The 15,502-nt window shown below is 61.8% G+C and carries 17 protein-coding genes; 9 read left to right on the top strand and 8 right to left on the bottom strand.

The features are described from left to right. On the top strand, positions 1-257 hold a 257-nt coding region (locus HWE01_RS14730), incomplete at its 5' end, for a hypothetical protein (protein WP_241822192.1). Positions 258-416: 159 nt separating this feature from the next. Here the strand turns inward: HWE01_RS14730 and HWE01_RS14725 are convergent. Next, entirely contained in the window at positions 417-1,193 is a 777-nt protein-coding gene (locus tag HWE01_RS14725; RefSeq protein WP_008331990.1) for an enoyl-CoA hydratase, read from the bottom strand. A gap of 214 nt (positions 1,194-1,407) precedes the next feature. Here HWE01_RS14725 and HWE01_RS14720 point away from each other — a divergent pair, with 214 nt between their 5' ends. After that, positions 1,408-1,845 (top strand): universal stress protein, encoded by a 438-nt coding sequence (locus HWE01_RS14720; protein ID WP_008331991.1) that lies wholly within the window; start codon positions 1,408-1,410, stop codon positions 1,843-1,845. 86 nt (positions 1,846-1,931) lie between these two features. Here the strand turns inward: HWE01_RS14720 and mltA are convergent, their stop codons facing one another. After that, a complete protein-coding gene (mltA, locus tag HWE01_RS14715) occupies positions 1,932-3,164 on the bottom strand; it encodes a murein transglycosylase A (RefSeq protein ID WP_241822191.1) in 1,233 nt (410 codons plus the stop codon). Between mltA and HWE01_RS14710 the strand changes: the two genes are divergently transcribed. After that, positions 3,163-3,336, top strand: a complete 174-nt coding sequence (locus tag HWE01_RS14710; RefSeq protein ID WP_008331992.1) for a hypothetical protein — start codon at positions 3,163-3,165, stop codon at positions 3,334-3,336. The two genes, mltA and HWE01_RS14710, sit on opposite strands and share 2 nt — an antisense overlap. Before the next feature lie 32 nt (positions 3,337-3,368). On the opposite strand, the gene apaG is transcribed toward HWE01_RS14710, so the two are convergent. Next, on the bottom strand, positions 3,369-3,743 hold the full coding sequence (gene apaG / locus HWE01_RS14705; RefSeq protein WP_008331995.1) for a Co2+/Mg2+ efflux facilitator ApaG/CorD: 375 nt from the start codon (positions 3,741-3,743) through the stop codon (positions 3,369-3,371). 260 nt (positions 3,744-4,003) lie between these two features. Here apaG and rpe point away from each other — a divergent pair, with 260 nt between their 5' ends. From rpe to trpC, 6 genes are all read left to right on the top strand, one after another. Continuing rightward, complete coding sequence (gene rpe, locus HWE01_RS14700) at positions 4,004-4,669, top strand: ribulose-phosphate 3-epimerase (protein WP_006465098.1); 666 nt, start codon at positions 4,004-4,006, stop codon at positions 4,667-4,669. A gap of 48 nt (positions 4,670-4,717) precedes the next feature. Next, on the top strand, positions 4,718-5,398 hold the full coding sequence (locus HWE01_RS14695) for a phosphoglycolate phosphatase (protein ID WP_008332004.1): 681 nt from the start codon (positions 4,718-4,720) through the stop codon (positions 5,396-5,398). Between the two features lie 334 nt (positions 5,399-5,732). Beyond that, on the top strand, positions 5,733-7,229 hold the full coding sequence (gene trpE / locus HWE01_RS14690; RefSeq protein ID WP_008332005.1) for an anthranilate synthase component I: 1,497 nt from the start codon (positions 5,733-5,735) through the stop codon (positions 7,227-7,229). Continuing rightward, positions 7,230-7,805, top strand: a complete 576-nt coding sequence (locus HWE01_RS14685) for an aminodeoxychorismate/anthranilate synthase component II (RefSeq protein WP_008332006.1) — start codon at positions 7,230-7,232, stop codon at positions 7,803-7,805. 26 nt (positions 7,806-7,831) lie between these two features. Next, positions 7,832-8,869, top strand: a complete 1,038-nt coding sequence (gene trpD, locus HWE01_RS14680; protein WP_008332008.1) for an anthranilate phosphoribosyltransferase — start codon at positions 7,832-7,834, stop codon at positions 8,867-8,869. 17 nt (positions 8,870-8,886) lie between these two features. Next, on the top strand, positions 8,887-9,687 hold the full coding sequence (gene trpC, locus HWE01_RS14675) for an indole-3-glycerol phosphate synthase TrpC (protein WP_008332010.1): 801 nt from the start codon (positions 8,887-8,889) through the stop codon (positions 9,685-9,687). A 70-nt stretch (positions 9,688-9,757) separates the two neighbouring features. Here trpC and HWE01_RS14670 read toward each other — a convergent pair whose 3' ends face one another. From HWE01_RS14670 to ubiE, 5 genes are all read right to left on the bottom strand, one after another. Further along, the gene (locus tag HWE01_RS14670) at positions 9,758-11,164 is read right to left on the bottom strand and encodes an MFS transporter (RefSeq protein WP_175344411.1); all 1,407 of its coding nucleotides are present in this window, start codon (positions 11,162-11,164) and stop codon (positions 9,758-9,760) included. A 130-nt stretch (positions 11,165-11,294) separates the two neighbouring features. Beyond that, complete coding sequence (ubiB, locus tag HWE01_RS14665; protein ID WP_008332012.1) at positions 11,295-12,869, bottom strand: ubiquinone biosynthesis regulatory protein kinase UbiB; 1,575 nt, start codon at positions 12,867-12,869, stop codon at positions 11,295-11,297. Further along, positions 12,870-13,484, bottom strand: coding sequence for a ubiquinone biosynthesis accessory factor UbiJ (locus HWE01_RS14660; RefSeq protein WP_241822190.1), 615 nt, complete (start codon positions 13,482-13,484; stop codon positions 12,870-12,872). A 189-nt stretch (positions 13,485-13,673) separates the two neighbouring features. Continuing rightward, entirely contained in the window at positions 13,674-14,630 is a 957-nt protein-coding gene (locus HWE01_RS14655) for a Tim44 domain-containing protein (RefSeq protein ID WP_008332014.1), read from the bottom strand. A gap of 127 nt (positions 14,631-14,757) precedes the next feature. Next, on the bottom strand, positions 14,758-15,492 hold the full coding sequence (gene ubiE, locus HWE01_RS14650; RefSeq protein ID WP_008332016.1) for a bifunctional demethylmenaquinone methyltransferase/2-methoxy-6-polyprenyl-1,4-benzoquinol methylase UbiE: 735 nt from the start codon (positions 15,490-15,492) through the stop codon (positions 14,758-14,760). Positions 15,493-15,502 lie beyond the last annotated feature (10 nt).

Here is a 15,502-nt window from a genome sequence, read left to right as displayed (position 1 = left end):
GCAGCAGAGAAACGAGATTATGTAGCAGTTTGTTTATCGCGTCAACTACTTTTTTGCGATTCGTTTTAAATTTTTTCGTCTCGCTTAACTTCCGCTTTGACTACTTCCAATTTAAAACGCCCTACAACCTGCTTCACACCTCCTTGCTTCGCCCACCTTCGTCGCTTTGTTTTTCAACTTCGCTTCGTGTGTCGCGTCAGCAGGGGGCGAACTATAGCAATGCCCTCCACACCACGCAAGCACTTTTTGAAAAATAATTGAAAATAATTTAGCAAGAGCGCTCCACGCGCTTTCAAGATTCGCTCAAGGCCCTTTACCGGCGCAGGTTTCCAGCCGATATGAAGAAATGCGAAATCATTCAGAAAAAAGGGCCGCCCTGACGGGCGGCCCTTTTTACAACCTCAAAAGAGAAGTGATCAAGCGTTCTTGAACACCGCTGGTCGCTTTTCCAGGAAGGCTTTCATGCCCTCCTTCTGATCTTCGGTCGCAAAGCAACTATAGAAGAGCGCCCTTTCATACTTCATCCCCTCCGACAAGGTGGTCTCATAGGCCCGGTTGACCGAGTCCTTCACCATCATGGCCACCTGCCGCGGCATTTCGGTAATGGTCACCGCTGCGGCCATGGCTTCATCCATCAGCTTGTCGGCCGGGACGATGCGCGAAACCAGCCCGGCGCGCTCAGCCTCCTGGGCATCCATCATCCGGGCAGTCAGCGCCAGGTCCATGGCCTTGGACTTGGACACCGCCCGCGGCAGACGCTGCGTACCGCCCGCCCCCGGGATGATCCCCAGCTTGATCTCCGGTTGGCCGAACTTGGCATTGTCGGCAGCGATGATGAAGTCGCACATCATCGCCAGCTCGCAGCCGCCACCCAGCGCATAACCCGCCACCGCCGCAATGACCGGCTTGCGGATGCGACGCAGGGTTTCCCAGTTGCGGGTGATGAATTCGCCGTTGAAGACATCCATATAGTCAAACCCGGCCATCACGCTGATATCGGCCCCTGCCGCAAAGGCCTTTTCGCTGCCGGTCACGATGATGCAGCCGATCTCGTCCTGAGCATCAAAGGCCAGCAAGGCCGTACCGAGCTCGCTCATCAGGTCGTCGCTGAGCGCATTGAGCGCCTTGGGACGGTTCAGGCGAATCAGGCCAACCTTGTCATGGGTCTCGACCAGGATGTTCTCAAAGCTCATAGTGGGTCTCCTTCTTATGAATGAATCGGCAATCCGTCCGGGCGTGGCAACCACGGCACGGCAAAGCGCAAGAATAAGCCAAAAATAATGTGTCGGTCCGACCTGGCGCAATGACTGGCAAGAATTTCATGCGGGCAAGGCACCACGGGGCTATATTGGAGTCATCCCCTTGGCGCCACCGGCGCCTTCCCTATGTCTATAAAAGGAGGCCTTCATGTTCAAGACCATACTCGTGCCCACCGACGGCTCGGACCGCTCGGAAAAGGCCATTGCCACCGCCATCGACTACGCCAGGAACAGCGGTGCCCGCATCATCGGCATCTCGGTGGCCGAGCCCTACCCCTTCTCGCCGCTGGCCGAAAGCTCGATGGCCATCGATCCCGCCTTGTATGAAGAAAACGTCAAGACCCTGGCCGCACAGCACATCAAGCGCATCGAGGACGCCGCAGCGGCCGCCGGCGTACCCTGCCAGACCGAGATCGTGATGTCCTTCAATCCCGATGAAGAGATCATCAAGGCCGCGCAGCTCCATGGCTGCGACGCCATCTTCATGGCCTCCCATGGTCGCAGCGGACTGTCGCGCATCTTCTTGGGCAGCAAGACCCAAAAGGTACTGACCCACTCGACCATTCCGGTGCTGGTGCTGCGCTGATCCGGCCTCCCTCAGCAAGAAAAGCCTGATCCCTCGACAGGATCAGGCTTTTCTTTTGCTTTCTTGCCGAAGAGAAACCAGAAAAATCAGTTACCCCCGCGCGGCACCATGCCCTTGGGCAGCAACACCCACATCATGCCGCGCTGCTTCATGGCGCCGGCGCGATCCTCGGCTTCGTCGCCAAAGCCCCAGAAATAGTCGGCCCGCACCACGCCACGGATGGCACCGCCCGTATCCTGGGCCACCACCAGGCGCTGCAACGGACGGTCACTGTTGGGCAAGGTGGTCGAGAGGAATACCGGCGCACCCAGCGGTACATGCTGCGGATCGATCGCAATCGAGCGCTGCGGCGTCAGCGGGATGCCTTGCGCGCCCTTGGGCCCCTTGGAGGGGTCCGGCAACTTCTCTTCCTTGAAGAAAACGTAGCTGGGGTTGGCATTGAGCAACTCTTCCTTGCGCGAGGGATTGGCGCGCACCCAGGCCTTGATGTTCTGGGCCGATGCCTGCGACAGCTCCATCTCGCCCTTGTCCACCAGATAGCGTCCGATCGACTTGTAGGGACGGCCATTCTGGTCCGCGTAAGCCAGGCGGATGGTCTCGCGCGACTCCGGCAGATAGACGCGGCCGGAACCTTGCACCTGCAGGAAGAAGGCCTCTACCGGGTCATCCACCCAGACGATTTCCTTGCCGGCCAGACTATTGCCCTGCATCAACTCGGCGCGGGTCGGGTAAGGCACGACCTTGCGTCCGACCACCTTGCCGCGCAGCCGCAGGTTCTTCAGTTCGGGATAGACACCGGCCATGTCGATGGTCAGCAGGTCGTCCGGCGCCTGGTACAGCGGGGTCTGATAAGGTCCGCTACGACGACGCGAACCACGCAGCAGCGGCTCGTAATAGCCGGTCACCAGTCCGGTATCGGTGCCATCGGGATTGAACAGTTGCCAGGGGGTGAAATAGGTCTCGAAATACTGGCGCAGGAAACCCAGGTCATTGGCATTGACCTGCTGGGCTGCGGCACAGGCTGCACGCCACTCAGGCTTGCGGATCATCACCGAGCAGGAGGACTGCACCGCCGGCCAGGCTTCGCGCAGGTCGTCGTTGTTCCAGCCGGGCAATTGTTCGAAGGTCGCGGCGCGCATGGCGGGACCTGGCTGAGCGACCGGCCTGGGCGCAGGCTGGCCGGGGGGTGGCGTGGTCAGCGGGGTAGTCTGGCAGGCTGCCAGCAGGACGGCGACCGAGACCGCCATTGCGGGTACACTGAGGCGCCGCAGCGCCGAAAGTTTGGCAAAACGATTCAATGACATCGGAGACAAATTCATGTTGTGGTTGATCCTGGAGGCTTGCGCCGCCTTCTTCGCCCTGGTTTTCATCGTCTGGTGGACCATGTTCTCAGGTCGCAAGGAACACAATGGCCGCCCCGTCAGCGCCAGACAAAAAGAGCAGCAGAAACGACAGCAAGCGCGAGAGACGACAGACAACGACCCGCGCTGAAAAATCCGCCGCCCGGTTTCAGGAAGGAAAATTCAGTGCAAAGTGCGCGGCAGCGACAGCACGAACTCGGGAATGCGCACGTCGAACTGCTCGCCGTCCTCGGCCACGCAAAAATATTCACCATACATGCTGCCCTGGGGGGTCTTGAGCGAGGTCCCGCTGGTGTATTCGAACTGCTCCCCCGGCTGCAGGAAGGGCTGGTGCCCGACCACGCCCAGCCCGCGCACTTCCTGCACGTGGTTGTTGGCGTCGGTGATGACCCAGTGGCGCGAGATCAGTTGTGCCGGGACGGTACCGCTGTTGACGATGCTGATCGCATAGGCGAACACGTAGTGCGAACGCGATGGATCGGATTGTTCCTCCAGGTACTGGGTCTTGACCGTCACCGTGAACTCATACGCTGCCATGGGATTTCCTGTGTTGTTGCCGTGTTGTGAAGGGAGCTGCCGCCGTGCCTGCCCCTGGGGCATCCGCGCGACCACCCCGGATTGCACACGAATTCAGCAAGCAGCGCAAGCCGATGCGTTTCGTGTGATCCCCGGGGACTGGATCGCCAGCTCATCGGCCGGTCCGGTGCGCAGCACAGCAAGGTAGAATAGCGGTTTTGCCGCCTCCGCGCCTGTGCCCGGAGGGCAAGCGTCGATTCAGCCATCCTTTCTTTACAGCCATGCCGACCTACCGTATCGCTCCCAGCATTCTCTCCGCCGATTTTGCCCGCCTGGGTGAAGAAGTGCGCAATGTCGTCGCCGCCGGCGCCGATTTCATCCACTTCGACGTGATGGACAACCACTACGTCCCCAACCTGACCATCGGCCCGCTGGTGTGCGAAGCCATCCGCCCGCACGTGCAGGTGCCCATCGACGTGCACCTGATGGTCAAGCCCGTGGACCGCATCATCCCCGACTTCGCCAAGGCCGGCGCCAACCTCATCACCTTCCACCCGGAAGCCTCCGAGCACATCGACCGCTCCCTGCAACTGATCCGCGACAACGGCTGCAAGGCCGGCCTGGTGTTCAACCCCGGCACACCGCTGCACTACCTGGACCACGTGATGGACAAGCTGGACATGGTCCTGATCATGTCCGTCAACCCCGGTTTCGGCGGCCAGTCCTTCATTCCGGAAGCCTTGAAGAAGATCGCCGAAGTGCGCCGTCGCATCGATGAATCCGGCCGCGACATCCTGCTGGAAGTCGATGGCGGCATCAAGGTCGAGAACATCGCCGCCGCCGCCCGCGCCGGTGCAGACACCTTTGTCGCCGGTTCGGCCATCTTCGGCAAACCGGACTACAAGGCCGTCATCGACGCCATGCGCGCCGAACTGGCCCAAGTCTGATCTCCCACCCCTTCGCCAGACGCACAAACTACGAGGTTTCCAGGGCATATGAAGAATCTGACCAATATCAAGGCCGCCATCATCGACCTCGACGGTACCATGCTGGATACGGCGGCCGACTTCCATGTAGCGGTCAACCGCATGCGTGAAGAATTGGGACTGACGCCCCTGTCCCAGGAAACCATCGTCAACTTCGTCGGCAAGGGCACCGAGAACCTGATCCGCCGCGTGCTGGCCGTGGATTATGCCGAGGATGAGGCGGCGCAGTACTTCCAGCAGGCGCTTGATAGCTATACCGAGCACTACCTGGCCATCAACGGTGACTATTCCTCGCTCTACCCGGGCGTGGTCGAGGGCCTGCAAGCCCTGCGCGGCAAGGGCCTACGCCTGGCCTGCGTGACCAACAAACCGCTGGCCTTCGCCTTGCCGCTGCTGCAGAAGAAGGGCCTGCGCGACTTCTTCGAGATCGTCTATGGCGGCGATTCCTTCCCCAAGAAGAAGCCCGATCCCATGCCCCTGCTGCAGGTCTGCCAGGATTTCGCCCTGGAAGCGGCCCAGGTGGTGGCCATCGGCGACTCCAGCAACGATGCCCAGGCCGCCCGCGCGGCGGGATGCCGTGTCCTGAATGTTCCGTATGGATACAACCACGGTGAATCTATACACGACGTCGATTCGGATGGTATAGTTTCGACGCTTGTAGAAGCAGCGCAGCAAATCTCGGTGGACTGACACCCTGTCAGCTCACCGGTCGATAGACCGAAGATCCAACCGCGACCCCACATCAATGTTTCGCAACAACAAACGTACCGCTCAACCGACAGCCGCCCCTGAGGCCTGGCTGTGGCGACGCTGGCAATTCCAGGCTCTGTAAATGACGCCTGGACCTGGCCGCCCCTGCGTGCCGGGTCGTTTGTTGTAGTACCCGCATCCCCCGTATTTCCCTTAACGACACCGCTGACGAGAGTCCGCAGCTGTCCACGGTCATCGTGTGCATCGCGCATTGCGCCTGCGCACCGCCGGTGGGCAGGCCTGCGTACCCTACAATGGCGGTCTGGAGTGAAACATGACCGAACTCGAATTCAAATCGCTGGCCGCCGAAGGCTATAACCGCATCCCCCTGATCGCCGAAGCCTTCGCCGACCTGGAAACGCCGCTCACGCTCTATCTCAAGCTGGCCCAGAGCCACAACACCGGCAAGAACACCTTCCTGCTGGAGTCCGTGGTGGGGGGCGAGCGCTTCGGCCGCTATTCCTTCATCGGCCTGCCTGCCTCGACCAAGATCCGCTGCAGCGGCAAGCAGATCGAAGTGCTGAAGAATGACGTGGTGATCGAAACTGCCGAAGGCAATGCGCTGGAATTCATCGCCCAGTACCAGTCCCGCTTCAAGGTCGCCATCCGCCCCGGCATGCCGCGCTTCTGCGGCGGCCTGGCCGGCTACTTCGGCTATGACGCCGTGCGCTACATCGAAAAGCGCCTGGAAGACAGCGCGCCCAAGGACACCCTGGGCCTGCCCGACATCCAGCTGCTGCTGACCGAAGAGCTGGCCGTCATCGACAATCTCTCGGGCAAGCTCTACCTGATCGTCTACGCCGACCCCAGCCAGCCGGAAGCCTTCTCCCGTGGCCGCCAGCGCCTGCGCGACCTGCGCGCCATGCTGCGACGACCGGCCGATGCGCCCGTCACCACCGGTTCGGTGCGTACCGAGACCATCCGCGAATTCCCCAAGGACGAATATCTGAAAGCCGTGGCCCGCGCCAAGGAATACGTGATGGCCGGCGACCTGATGCAGGTGCAGATCGGCCAGCGTCTGAAGAAATCCTATGTGGATTCGCCGCTGATGCTGTACCGCGCACTGCGCTCGCTGAACCCCTCGCCTTACATGTACTTCTACAACTTCGGCGACATGCAGATCGTCGGCGCCTCGCCCGAAATTCTGGTGCGCAACGAATCCATCGGCGAAGGCCAGAAGAAGATCACCATCCGCCCGCTGGCCGGCACCCGCCCGCGCGGCTCCACCATCGAGCGCGATGAACAGCTGGCCCGCGAACTGCTGGCCGATCCCAAGGAAATCGCCGAACACGTGATGCTCATCGACCTGGCCCGCAACGACATCGGCCGCATCGCTACCACCGGCAGCGTCAAGGTCACCGACCAGATGGTGATCGAAAAATATTCCCACGTGCAGCACATCGTCTCCAACGTCGAGGGCATCCTGAAACCCGGCATGTCCAACCTCGATGTATTGAAGGCCACCTTCCCCGCCGGCACGCTCTCGGGCGCCCCCAAGGTGCGCGCGATGGAAATCATCGATGAACTGGAACCGACCAAGCGCGGCATCTATGGTGGCGCCTGCGGCTATCTCTCCTTCGGCGGCGAGATGGATGTGGCCATTGCCATCCGTACCGGCGTCATCAAGGATGGCACGCTGTATGTGCAGGCCGCTGCCGGCATCGTGGCCGACTCGGTGCCGGAAATGGAATGGGAAGAAACCGAAAACAAGGCGCGCGCCGTACTGCGCGCTGCTGAACAAGTGCAAGATGGCCTGGACGGAGAAATCTAAATGCTGCTGATGATCGACAACTACGACTCCTTCACCTACAACCTGGTGCAATATTTTGGCGAGCTGGGCGAAGAGGTGCTGACCATCCGCAATGACGAGATCACGCTGGATGACATCAAGACACTGAACCCCGAGCGCATCTGCCTCTCCCCCGGCCCCTGCAGCCCGAAGGAAGCCGGCATCTGCGTGGATCTGCTCAAGGAATTCTCGGGCAAGCTGCCCATCCTGGGCGTCTGCCTGGGCCACCAGGCCATCGGTGAAGCCTTCGGCGGCAACATCATCCGCGCCAAGCAGGTCATGCACGGCAAGACTTCCAGGATCGCGCACACTGGTGTGGGCGTCTTCAAGGACCTGCCCACGCCTTACACGGTGATCCGCTACCACTCGCTGGCCATCGAACGCGCCACTCTGCCGGATTGTCTGGAAGTGACCGCCTGGACTGACGATGGCGAGATCATGGGCGTGCGCCACAAGGAGTTCGATCTGCAAGGCGTGCAGTTCCACCCCGAGTCCATCCTCTCCGAGCACGGCCACGCCCTGCTCAAGAACTTCCTGAGCGGCAGCGCCCACGGCTGAGACCATCACACAAGACGAGACACAATATGCCCATCACTCCGCAAGAAGCGCTGCTGCGCTGTATCGAACATCGCGAAATCTTCCACGATGAAATGCTGACCCTGTTCCGCCAGATCATGAGCGGCGAGATGTCGCCGGTGATGATCGCGGCTCTCACCATGGGCCTGCGCGTGAAGAAGGAAAGCATCGGCGAGATCGCCGCCGCCGCGCAAGTCATGCGCGAATTCGCTACCAAGGTGCCGATGGCCGACACCACCGGCCTGCTCGACATCGTCGGCACCGGCGGCGATGGCGCGCATACCTTCAATATCTCCACGGCTTCCATGTTCGTGGCCGCTGCCGCCGGTGCGCGCGTGGCCAAGCATGGCGGGCGCAGCGTATCGTCCTCGTCCGGCAGCGCCGACGTGCTCGAAGCCCTGGGAGCAGACATCAACCTGCAACCCGAGCAGGTGGCGCAATCGATCGCCCAGTCCGGTATCGGCTTCATGTTCGCCCCCAACCACCACGCCGCCATGAAGCACGCCGCGCCGGTGCGCAAGGAGCTGGGCGTGCGCACCATCTTCAACATCCTCGGTCCGCTGACCAATCCGGCCGGCGCACCCAATATCCTCATGGGCGTGTTCCACCCCGATCTGGTGGGCATCCAGGTACGCGTGCTGCAACGCCTGGGCGCACAGCATGCCATCGTGGTCTGGGGTCGCGACAACCTCGACGAAGTCACGCTGGGCGGCGCCACCATGGTGGGCGAACTGGTCAACGGCGAGATCCGCGAATATGAGATCCATCCGGAAGACTTTGGCCTGTCCATGTTTGCCAGCCGCAACTTGCAGGTCGGCAATGCCACCGAATCGAAGGAGAAGATCTTCGAAGCCCTGCGCGGGGAACCCGGTCCGGTGCACGACATCGTAGTCATCAATGCTGCCACGGCCCTGTACGCGGCAGGTGTGGCAACCTCGATTGCCGAGGGGCTGGCCACTGCGCGCGCCACCATCGCCTCGGGCGCTGCCCGTGCCAAGCTGGACCAGTTCGTGCAGGTCACGCGCCAGCTCGGCGGCAAACACTGAAACCGACAAGGAGCCCCATGTCCGACATTCTCAACAAGATCCTCGACGTCAAGGCCGAGGAAGTGCGCCTGGCCAAGAAGCAGCGCGACCTCGCCAGCCTGCGCCGCGATGTGGAAACCGACAGCGAATTGCGCTCCGAACTGCGCAATTTCGAAGAGAGCCTGCGCGGCAAGATCGCCAGCGGTCAGGCCGGCGTGATTGCCGAAGTCAAGAAGGCCTCGCCCTCCAAGGGTGTGATCCGTCCCGACTTCAAGCCGGCCGAGATCGCCGTGAGCTATGCCGAACATGGCGCGGCCTGCCTGTCGGTACTGACCGATGAACAATTCTTCCAGGGCTCGCCGGACTACCTCAAGGCGGCGCGCGCCGCGTGTGCCCTGCCGGTGCTGCGCAAGGATTTCATGATGGATCATTACCAGATCTATCAGGCCCGCTCCTGGGGGGCGGACGCCATCCTGCTGATCGTGGCCGCACTGGACCATGGCCTGATGGCCGACCTGGAAGCCTGTGCCCATGAACTGGGCATGAGCGTGCTGGTGGAAGTCCATGACCAGGCCGAACTGGAAGCCGCCTTGAAACTGAAGACACGTCTGTTGGGCATCAACAACCGCAACCTGCGCACCTTCGAGACCACGCTGGACACCACCCTGAACCTGCTGCCGCGCATCCCGCCGGAAAAGCTGGTGGTGACCGAATCGGCCATCGCCACCCCGGATGACGTCAAGCGCATGCGCGATGCCGACGTCCATGCTTTCCTGGTTGGTGAAGCTTTCATGCGCGCCCCCGAACCGGGGGTGGAACTGGCGCGGCTGTTCGCCTGATTGCATCGCTCAAGAAAAAACCTCGCCCGGCATGTGCCGGCGCGAGGTTTTTTTCATGCGGGCCCGGCGCTTAACGCTTGCCTTGCGCAGCGCGCATGCCGCCACCGATATTGCTGCCGGCGTCCCGTGCCAAGCCGCGATAGCCCATCACCGAGATCAATGTCACTACACCGGCCATCGCAAAGGCCCACTGGAAATCGCCCAACGTGAAATGCGCGCCGCTGGCATCGATCTCCTCGCCCCGCAGCGCCGCCGCGATCCGCAAGGCCAGCGCACCGAAGGCGATGCCCATCCCGATGGTCATCTGCTGCGCCACGCTCCAGAGCGTACTGGCCGAGGATTTGCGGGCATCGCTGATATCCGCATAGGCCAGCGTGGCCAAGGTAGAGAACTGCATCGACCGCGACAGCCCATAACAGAAGATCACCCCCAGGATCACCGGCAGCGGTGTGCCTGGCGTGAGCAGTCCGCAGGCGATGATGAGGCAACCCGCCATCGCTGCGTTATTGACCGCCACGCTGCGGAAACCGAAGCGCTGCAGGATGCGCGTGGTGAACGCCTTCATGCCAAGGTTGCCGAGCGCAGTGGCCAGCAGCAGCAAACCCGACTGGAAGGCGGTCAGGCCGAAACCGATCTGGAACATCAGCGGCATCAGGTAAGGCACCGCATCCACGCCGATACGCGTGAGCGAACCGGTCAGCACCGTCACCGAATAGGTCGGGATACGCAGACTGGAAAAATCCAGCAGCGGATGTTCGATGCGCTGCATGTGGCGCCACGCACAGTAGCCGAGCACCACGCCCAGCGCCACGAAGCCGAGCGCCACCTTGATGTTGGATTCCATATGGCTGGCGATCTCGGTACCATACAGCAGCGAAGTCAGCGCCGCCCCCGAGAGCAGGAAACCGATCACATCCAGCGGCCGCTTGCTGTGACCATGTTCATTGCGCACCACCCGCATCACGGCAATGAAGGCAGCAATCCCGAACGGGACGTTCATCAGGAAGATCCAGTGCCACGACGCATAGGTGGTGATGAAGCCACCGATGGAAGGCCCCACTACCGGTGCCACGATGGCCGGCCAGGTGATGGTGGCGATGGCTTTCATCAGCCTGTCCTTGCCGGTGCTGCGCACCACGATCATGCGCCCGACCGGCACCATCATTGCTCCACCCAACCCTTGCAGCACACGCGCGGCGGTGAACTGCCACACATTCTGCGAGTAACCGCACAGCACGGATGCCAGCGTGAAGATGGCAATGGCCATGCCGAATACGGTGCGCGAACCGAAGCGATCGGCCACCCAGCCACTGATGGGAATGAAGACGGCCAGGGTCAGCATGTAAGCCGTCATGCCCAGGCTCAGTTCATTGGGTCCGACCCCGAAGGATTGCGCCATCTGCGGCAAGGCAGTGGCGATGATGGTGGTATCGAGATACTCCATGAAGAAGGTCGCCGCCACGATATAGGGCAGCATGCGCACACGTGCGTCGGACAGCTTGTTGTCGTTGGTTCCCACGTTCTCTGCCTCTGCTTTTCTGGTCACCCATGCGAAACGCCGGCATGTGCCGGCGCTTTGCTTGGAGAAATGATTTGACCCATTTATATCAATAGAATCTGAGCAGGTGCATCAACAACTGCACCACGATGATGCCGCCGATCAGCCCGCCACCGAAATACACGATCACGCCCAGCAGCATGTTAGTGCGGCGCTGTTCAGTCAGGAGCTTGCGGATCAGTTCGGTATTGTGCGACTGGCCTTCGCCTTCGGTATAGCGCGTCAGTGCCTGGTGCGCCAGGCGCGGCAGTTCGGGCAGCAGGCGGCTGTAGCGCGGCACTTCCACCTTGAGCTGTTCGACGAACCCGCGCCAGCCGATCTGCTCGCTCATCCAGCGTTCGAGATACGGCTTGGCGGTCTTCCACAGATCCAGGTCGGGATCGAGCTGGCGCCCCAGTCCTTCGACATTGAGCAGGGTCTTCTGCAACAGCACCAGTTGCGGCTGCACTTCCACGTTGAAACGGCGCGAGGTCTGGAACAGGCGCAACAACACCTGGCCGAAGGAAATGTCCTTCAGGGGACGATCGAAGATCGGTTCGCAGCAAGCACGTACTGCCGCTTCCAGCTCATCGACGCGGGTATCCTTGGGGGCCCAGCCGGATTCGATGTGGGCCTCGGCCACGCGCTTGTAGTCGCGACGGAAGAAGGCCAGGAAATTCTGCGACAGGTAATCCTTGTCGAAATCATTGAGCGTGCCGACGATGCCGAAGTCCAGCGCGATATAGCGACCAAAGCTCTCCGGGGCCACCGACACCAGGATGTTGCCGGGGTGCATGTCGGCATGGAAGAAGCCATCGCGAAACACCTGGGTGAAGAAAATCTCCACGCCATCGCGCGAGAGCTTGGACAGATCGACCCCTTCGGCGCGCAGGCGCTCGGTCTGCGAAATGGGGATGCCAACCATGCGCTCCATGACGATGACCGAAGGTGAACAATAATCCCAATACATCTCCGGCACCATCAACAACGTCGACTCGGCGAAGTTGCGGCGCAGCTGGCTGGCGTTGGCGGCCTCACGCATGAGGTCCAGTTCATCGTGCAGGTACTTGTCGAACTCACCCACCACTTCCTTGGCCTTCAGGCGGCGGCCATCGGCCCACAGGCGCTCCAGCCAGTCGGCGGCCACGTGCATCAGGCCGATGTCATGATCGATGATGTCGCGCATGCCGGGGCGCAGCACCTTGACGGCCACATGCTTGCCATCCTTCAAGGTGGCGAAGTGGACCTGGGCAATCGAGGCCGAGGCCACCGGAGTGCGCTCGAAGCTGGCGAAGAGCTGGTCCGGATGCGCACCCAGCGACTTCTCGATCTGCTTGATCGCCAGTTCCGAATCGAAGGGCGGCACGCGGTCCTGCAACAGGGTCAGCTCATTGGCGATGTCGGGGGGCATCAGGTCGCGCCGGGTCGAGAGCACCTGGCCGAACTTGATGAAGATGGGGCCGAGGTCTTCCAGCGCACGGCGCAAACGCTCACCGCGCGGCGCAGACAGATCGCGCCAGAAGAAGATGCGGTTGGTGATGCGGGCGATGCGCGGCGGCGCGAATTCGGAGGCGATGATTTCATCCAGACCATAGAGAATGGCCACACGGATGATCTTGAGCAGACGCAGGGAACGCAGCAGCATTTAACGACGCTCCAGTTTCTCGATGCGCTTGGACAAGCGTTCCAGGTCGTCACGCAGGCGCACGACATCGGCGGAAAAGTCCTGCAACTGGCGGGGGCGGATCAGCATCGGTTGTTCTTCCAGGAAATACTCGGCAAGGTTTTCGGTCAGCTTGCGGCCGCTGGTGCGGGCGGTCTCGAACAGGTCGCGCGCACCGGAGACGATGCGGGTGGCGGCGACATCGCCGAGCACGCGGGAGAGATCATCCTCGGCATCCCAGCGCAGCTTCTGGCTCAGTTGAGAAATCGCATTGGCGAAGTCGGCATCGCCTTCCAGCTTGACGTAGGAAACCGCGCGCTCGCGGTTGGCGGCAATGAGCGGCAGGTCGGAGAGCTTCAGGCGGATGGTGACATCGGCCACGGCAGCAGCCGGCACCTCCTGCAGGTAGCCGTCAGCGGTGACGCTCAAGCGCAGCTGCATGACACCGGTATCGATGCAGGCCACCTTGCCGGCATGGGTGATGAGCGTCTCGCGCGCCCACGGCTCCTGTGCCAGCAGGTGGTTGATCACTGCCGCGGCAGGTTTCATCGGATCGAGGCCGGAGGCAAGAGTGGACGGATCGGGCAGCACGGACATGGATTCCAGAATCGGGGTGGATCAGAGCGGGTCGGACTGACCCGGTTGACTGCGTTGGAGGGCAAGCAATTCCCCTCCACAAAAACAAAACCGCCCGCAAAAACCGGGCGGTTTCAAGTGTACCAGCTTGGCGCCCCGGCAAGGTCCGGGCACTGCAGCTTGCTTGATCCAGCGCGCCTTCGGCACGCCTCAAACCTGCTGGATACCGGCCAGCACCCAACCACCGCTGCCGTTGAGCGGCTTGGAGAGGTTCCAGATCTCGGCGAAGGGTTCGGCCGAGGCATCCGGCGCTTCCTTGATGAGGCCCTGGAAGCGGACCGTGGCCAGGTAATCGAAGGCCATGGTCTCGATGCCCAGCAGTTGCGCATCGAGCTGCACGACATCGGTGGCATTGGGCGCGGCCCCCCGTTCGGTCAACTGCATGCGCAGTTCGGCGAACATCTCGGGCGTGGTGAACTCGCGGATATCGTTGACATCGGCGCGGTCCCAGGCGGCCTGCAGGCGAATGAAATAGGTCTTGGCATTGCGCACGAAGCCGGCCGTATCGAAGCCTTCCGGAATACCCCACTGCTGGATCTGTACCGGCTGGGCCGTCGCGCCGTAGCCGCTGCCTTGCAGGGCGGTGGGCGGCGGGTTGATGTCGCGCAGGCCGGAACCGATTTCCGGGGTGGCCCCGGCGGCGCTGCCGATGGGACTGACGCGCGGCATCGGTGCGGCATAAGCCGGATTGTTGTTCTGCGCCTCACGACCACGGGCGAACAGGCGGATCAGGAAGATCACCGCCGCGCACAGCAGCGCGATCGTCAAGAGCGAGCCCAACATGCCGCCGAGCGCACCACCAATACCGAAGTGCGACATCAGCGCACCGAGGCCGAAGCCCAGCAACGCACCGCCCAGCATGTTGCGCCAGGGACTGGCGGGCCTGGGCATGGGCGCGCTTTGCGGTGTGGCGGCAGGCGCCGAGGGACGATAGGGTGTGGCTGACGGCTGGTTGTAGGAGGGAGAGGACGGCGCCGCCTGGCGCGAGTAATGGGAGGATTGCTTGCCGAAGGAACCGCCACCGCCCAGGCGCCGCGCCTCGGCGGGCGACATGATGAGCGACAGCGATGTGATCGACAACAGCAGTGCGAGCAGTATTTTTTTCATGGCCTTGCCTCTTGTGGATGATGCCGGAGCAACGGGCCGTCGAGGGAGAACGTATCCGCAGATCCGGAGCAATCATTGTCGCCGGGCAGAATTAAGCCAGCCTTAATGCTGCTGCGCCCAGCATTCATTACATCTTAATGCCCGTATGCAGCGCGGCCACACCGGCAGTCAGGTTGAAGTACTGCACGCGGTCCAGTCCGGCCTGTTCCATCATCTGCTTCAGGGTTTCCTGGTCGGGGTGCATGCGGATCGATTCAGCCAGGTAGCGATAGCTGTCGGCATCGTTGGCGACCTTCTTGCCCAGCCACGGCAGGACCGAGAAGGAATAGACGTCATAGGGTTTCTTGAGCGGCTCCCAGACCTTGGAGAATTCCAGCACCAGCAGCTTGCCGCCAGGTTTCAGTACGCGGCGCATTTCAGCCAGGGCGGCATCCTTGTGGGTCATGTTGCGCAGGCCGAAGGCCACCGAGACGCGGTCGAAATAATTGTCCGGGAAGGGCAGCTTCTCCGCATCGCACAGCATGGTGGGCGTGACGATGCCCTTGTTGAGCAGGCGATCACGGCCCACGCGCAACATGGATTCATTGATGTCGGTGAGCCAGACTTCGCCGCTCGGACCGGCCTGCCTGGCGAAGACCTTGGAGAGGTCACCGGTGCCACCGGCGATGTCGAGCACCTTGAAGCCCGGACGCACGCCGGCCTGGGCGATGGTGAAGGCTTTCCAGATGCGGTGCAGGCCCGCCGACATGAAGTCGTTCATCACATCGTACTTGGCAGCGACGGAGTGGAACACTTCCGCGACCTTGCGGACCTTCTCTTCTTCTTTGACGGTTTCGTAACCGAAATGGGTGGTGTTGGTCATGGCTGGGCCT

It is taken from the genome of Herbaspirillum sp. C7C8 (assembly GCF_022627875.1).
Classification (GTDB): domain Bacteria; phylum Pseudomonadota; class Gammaproteobacteria; order Burkholderiales; family Burkholderiaceae_D; genus Herbaspirillum.
This window is presented reverse-complemented; position numbering and strand designations above follow the sequence as displayed.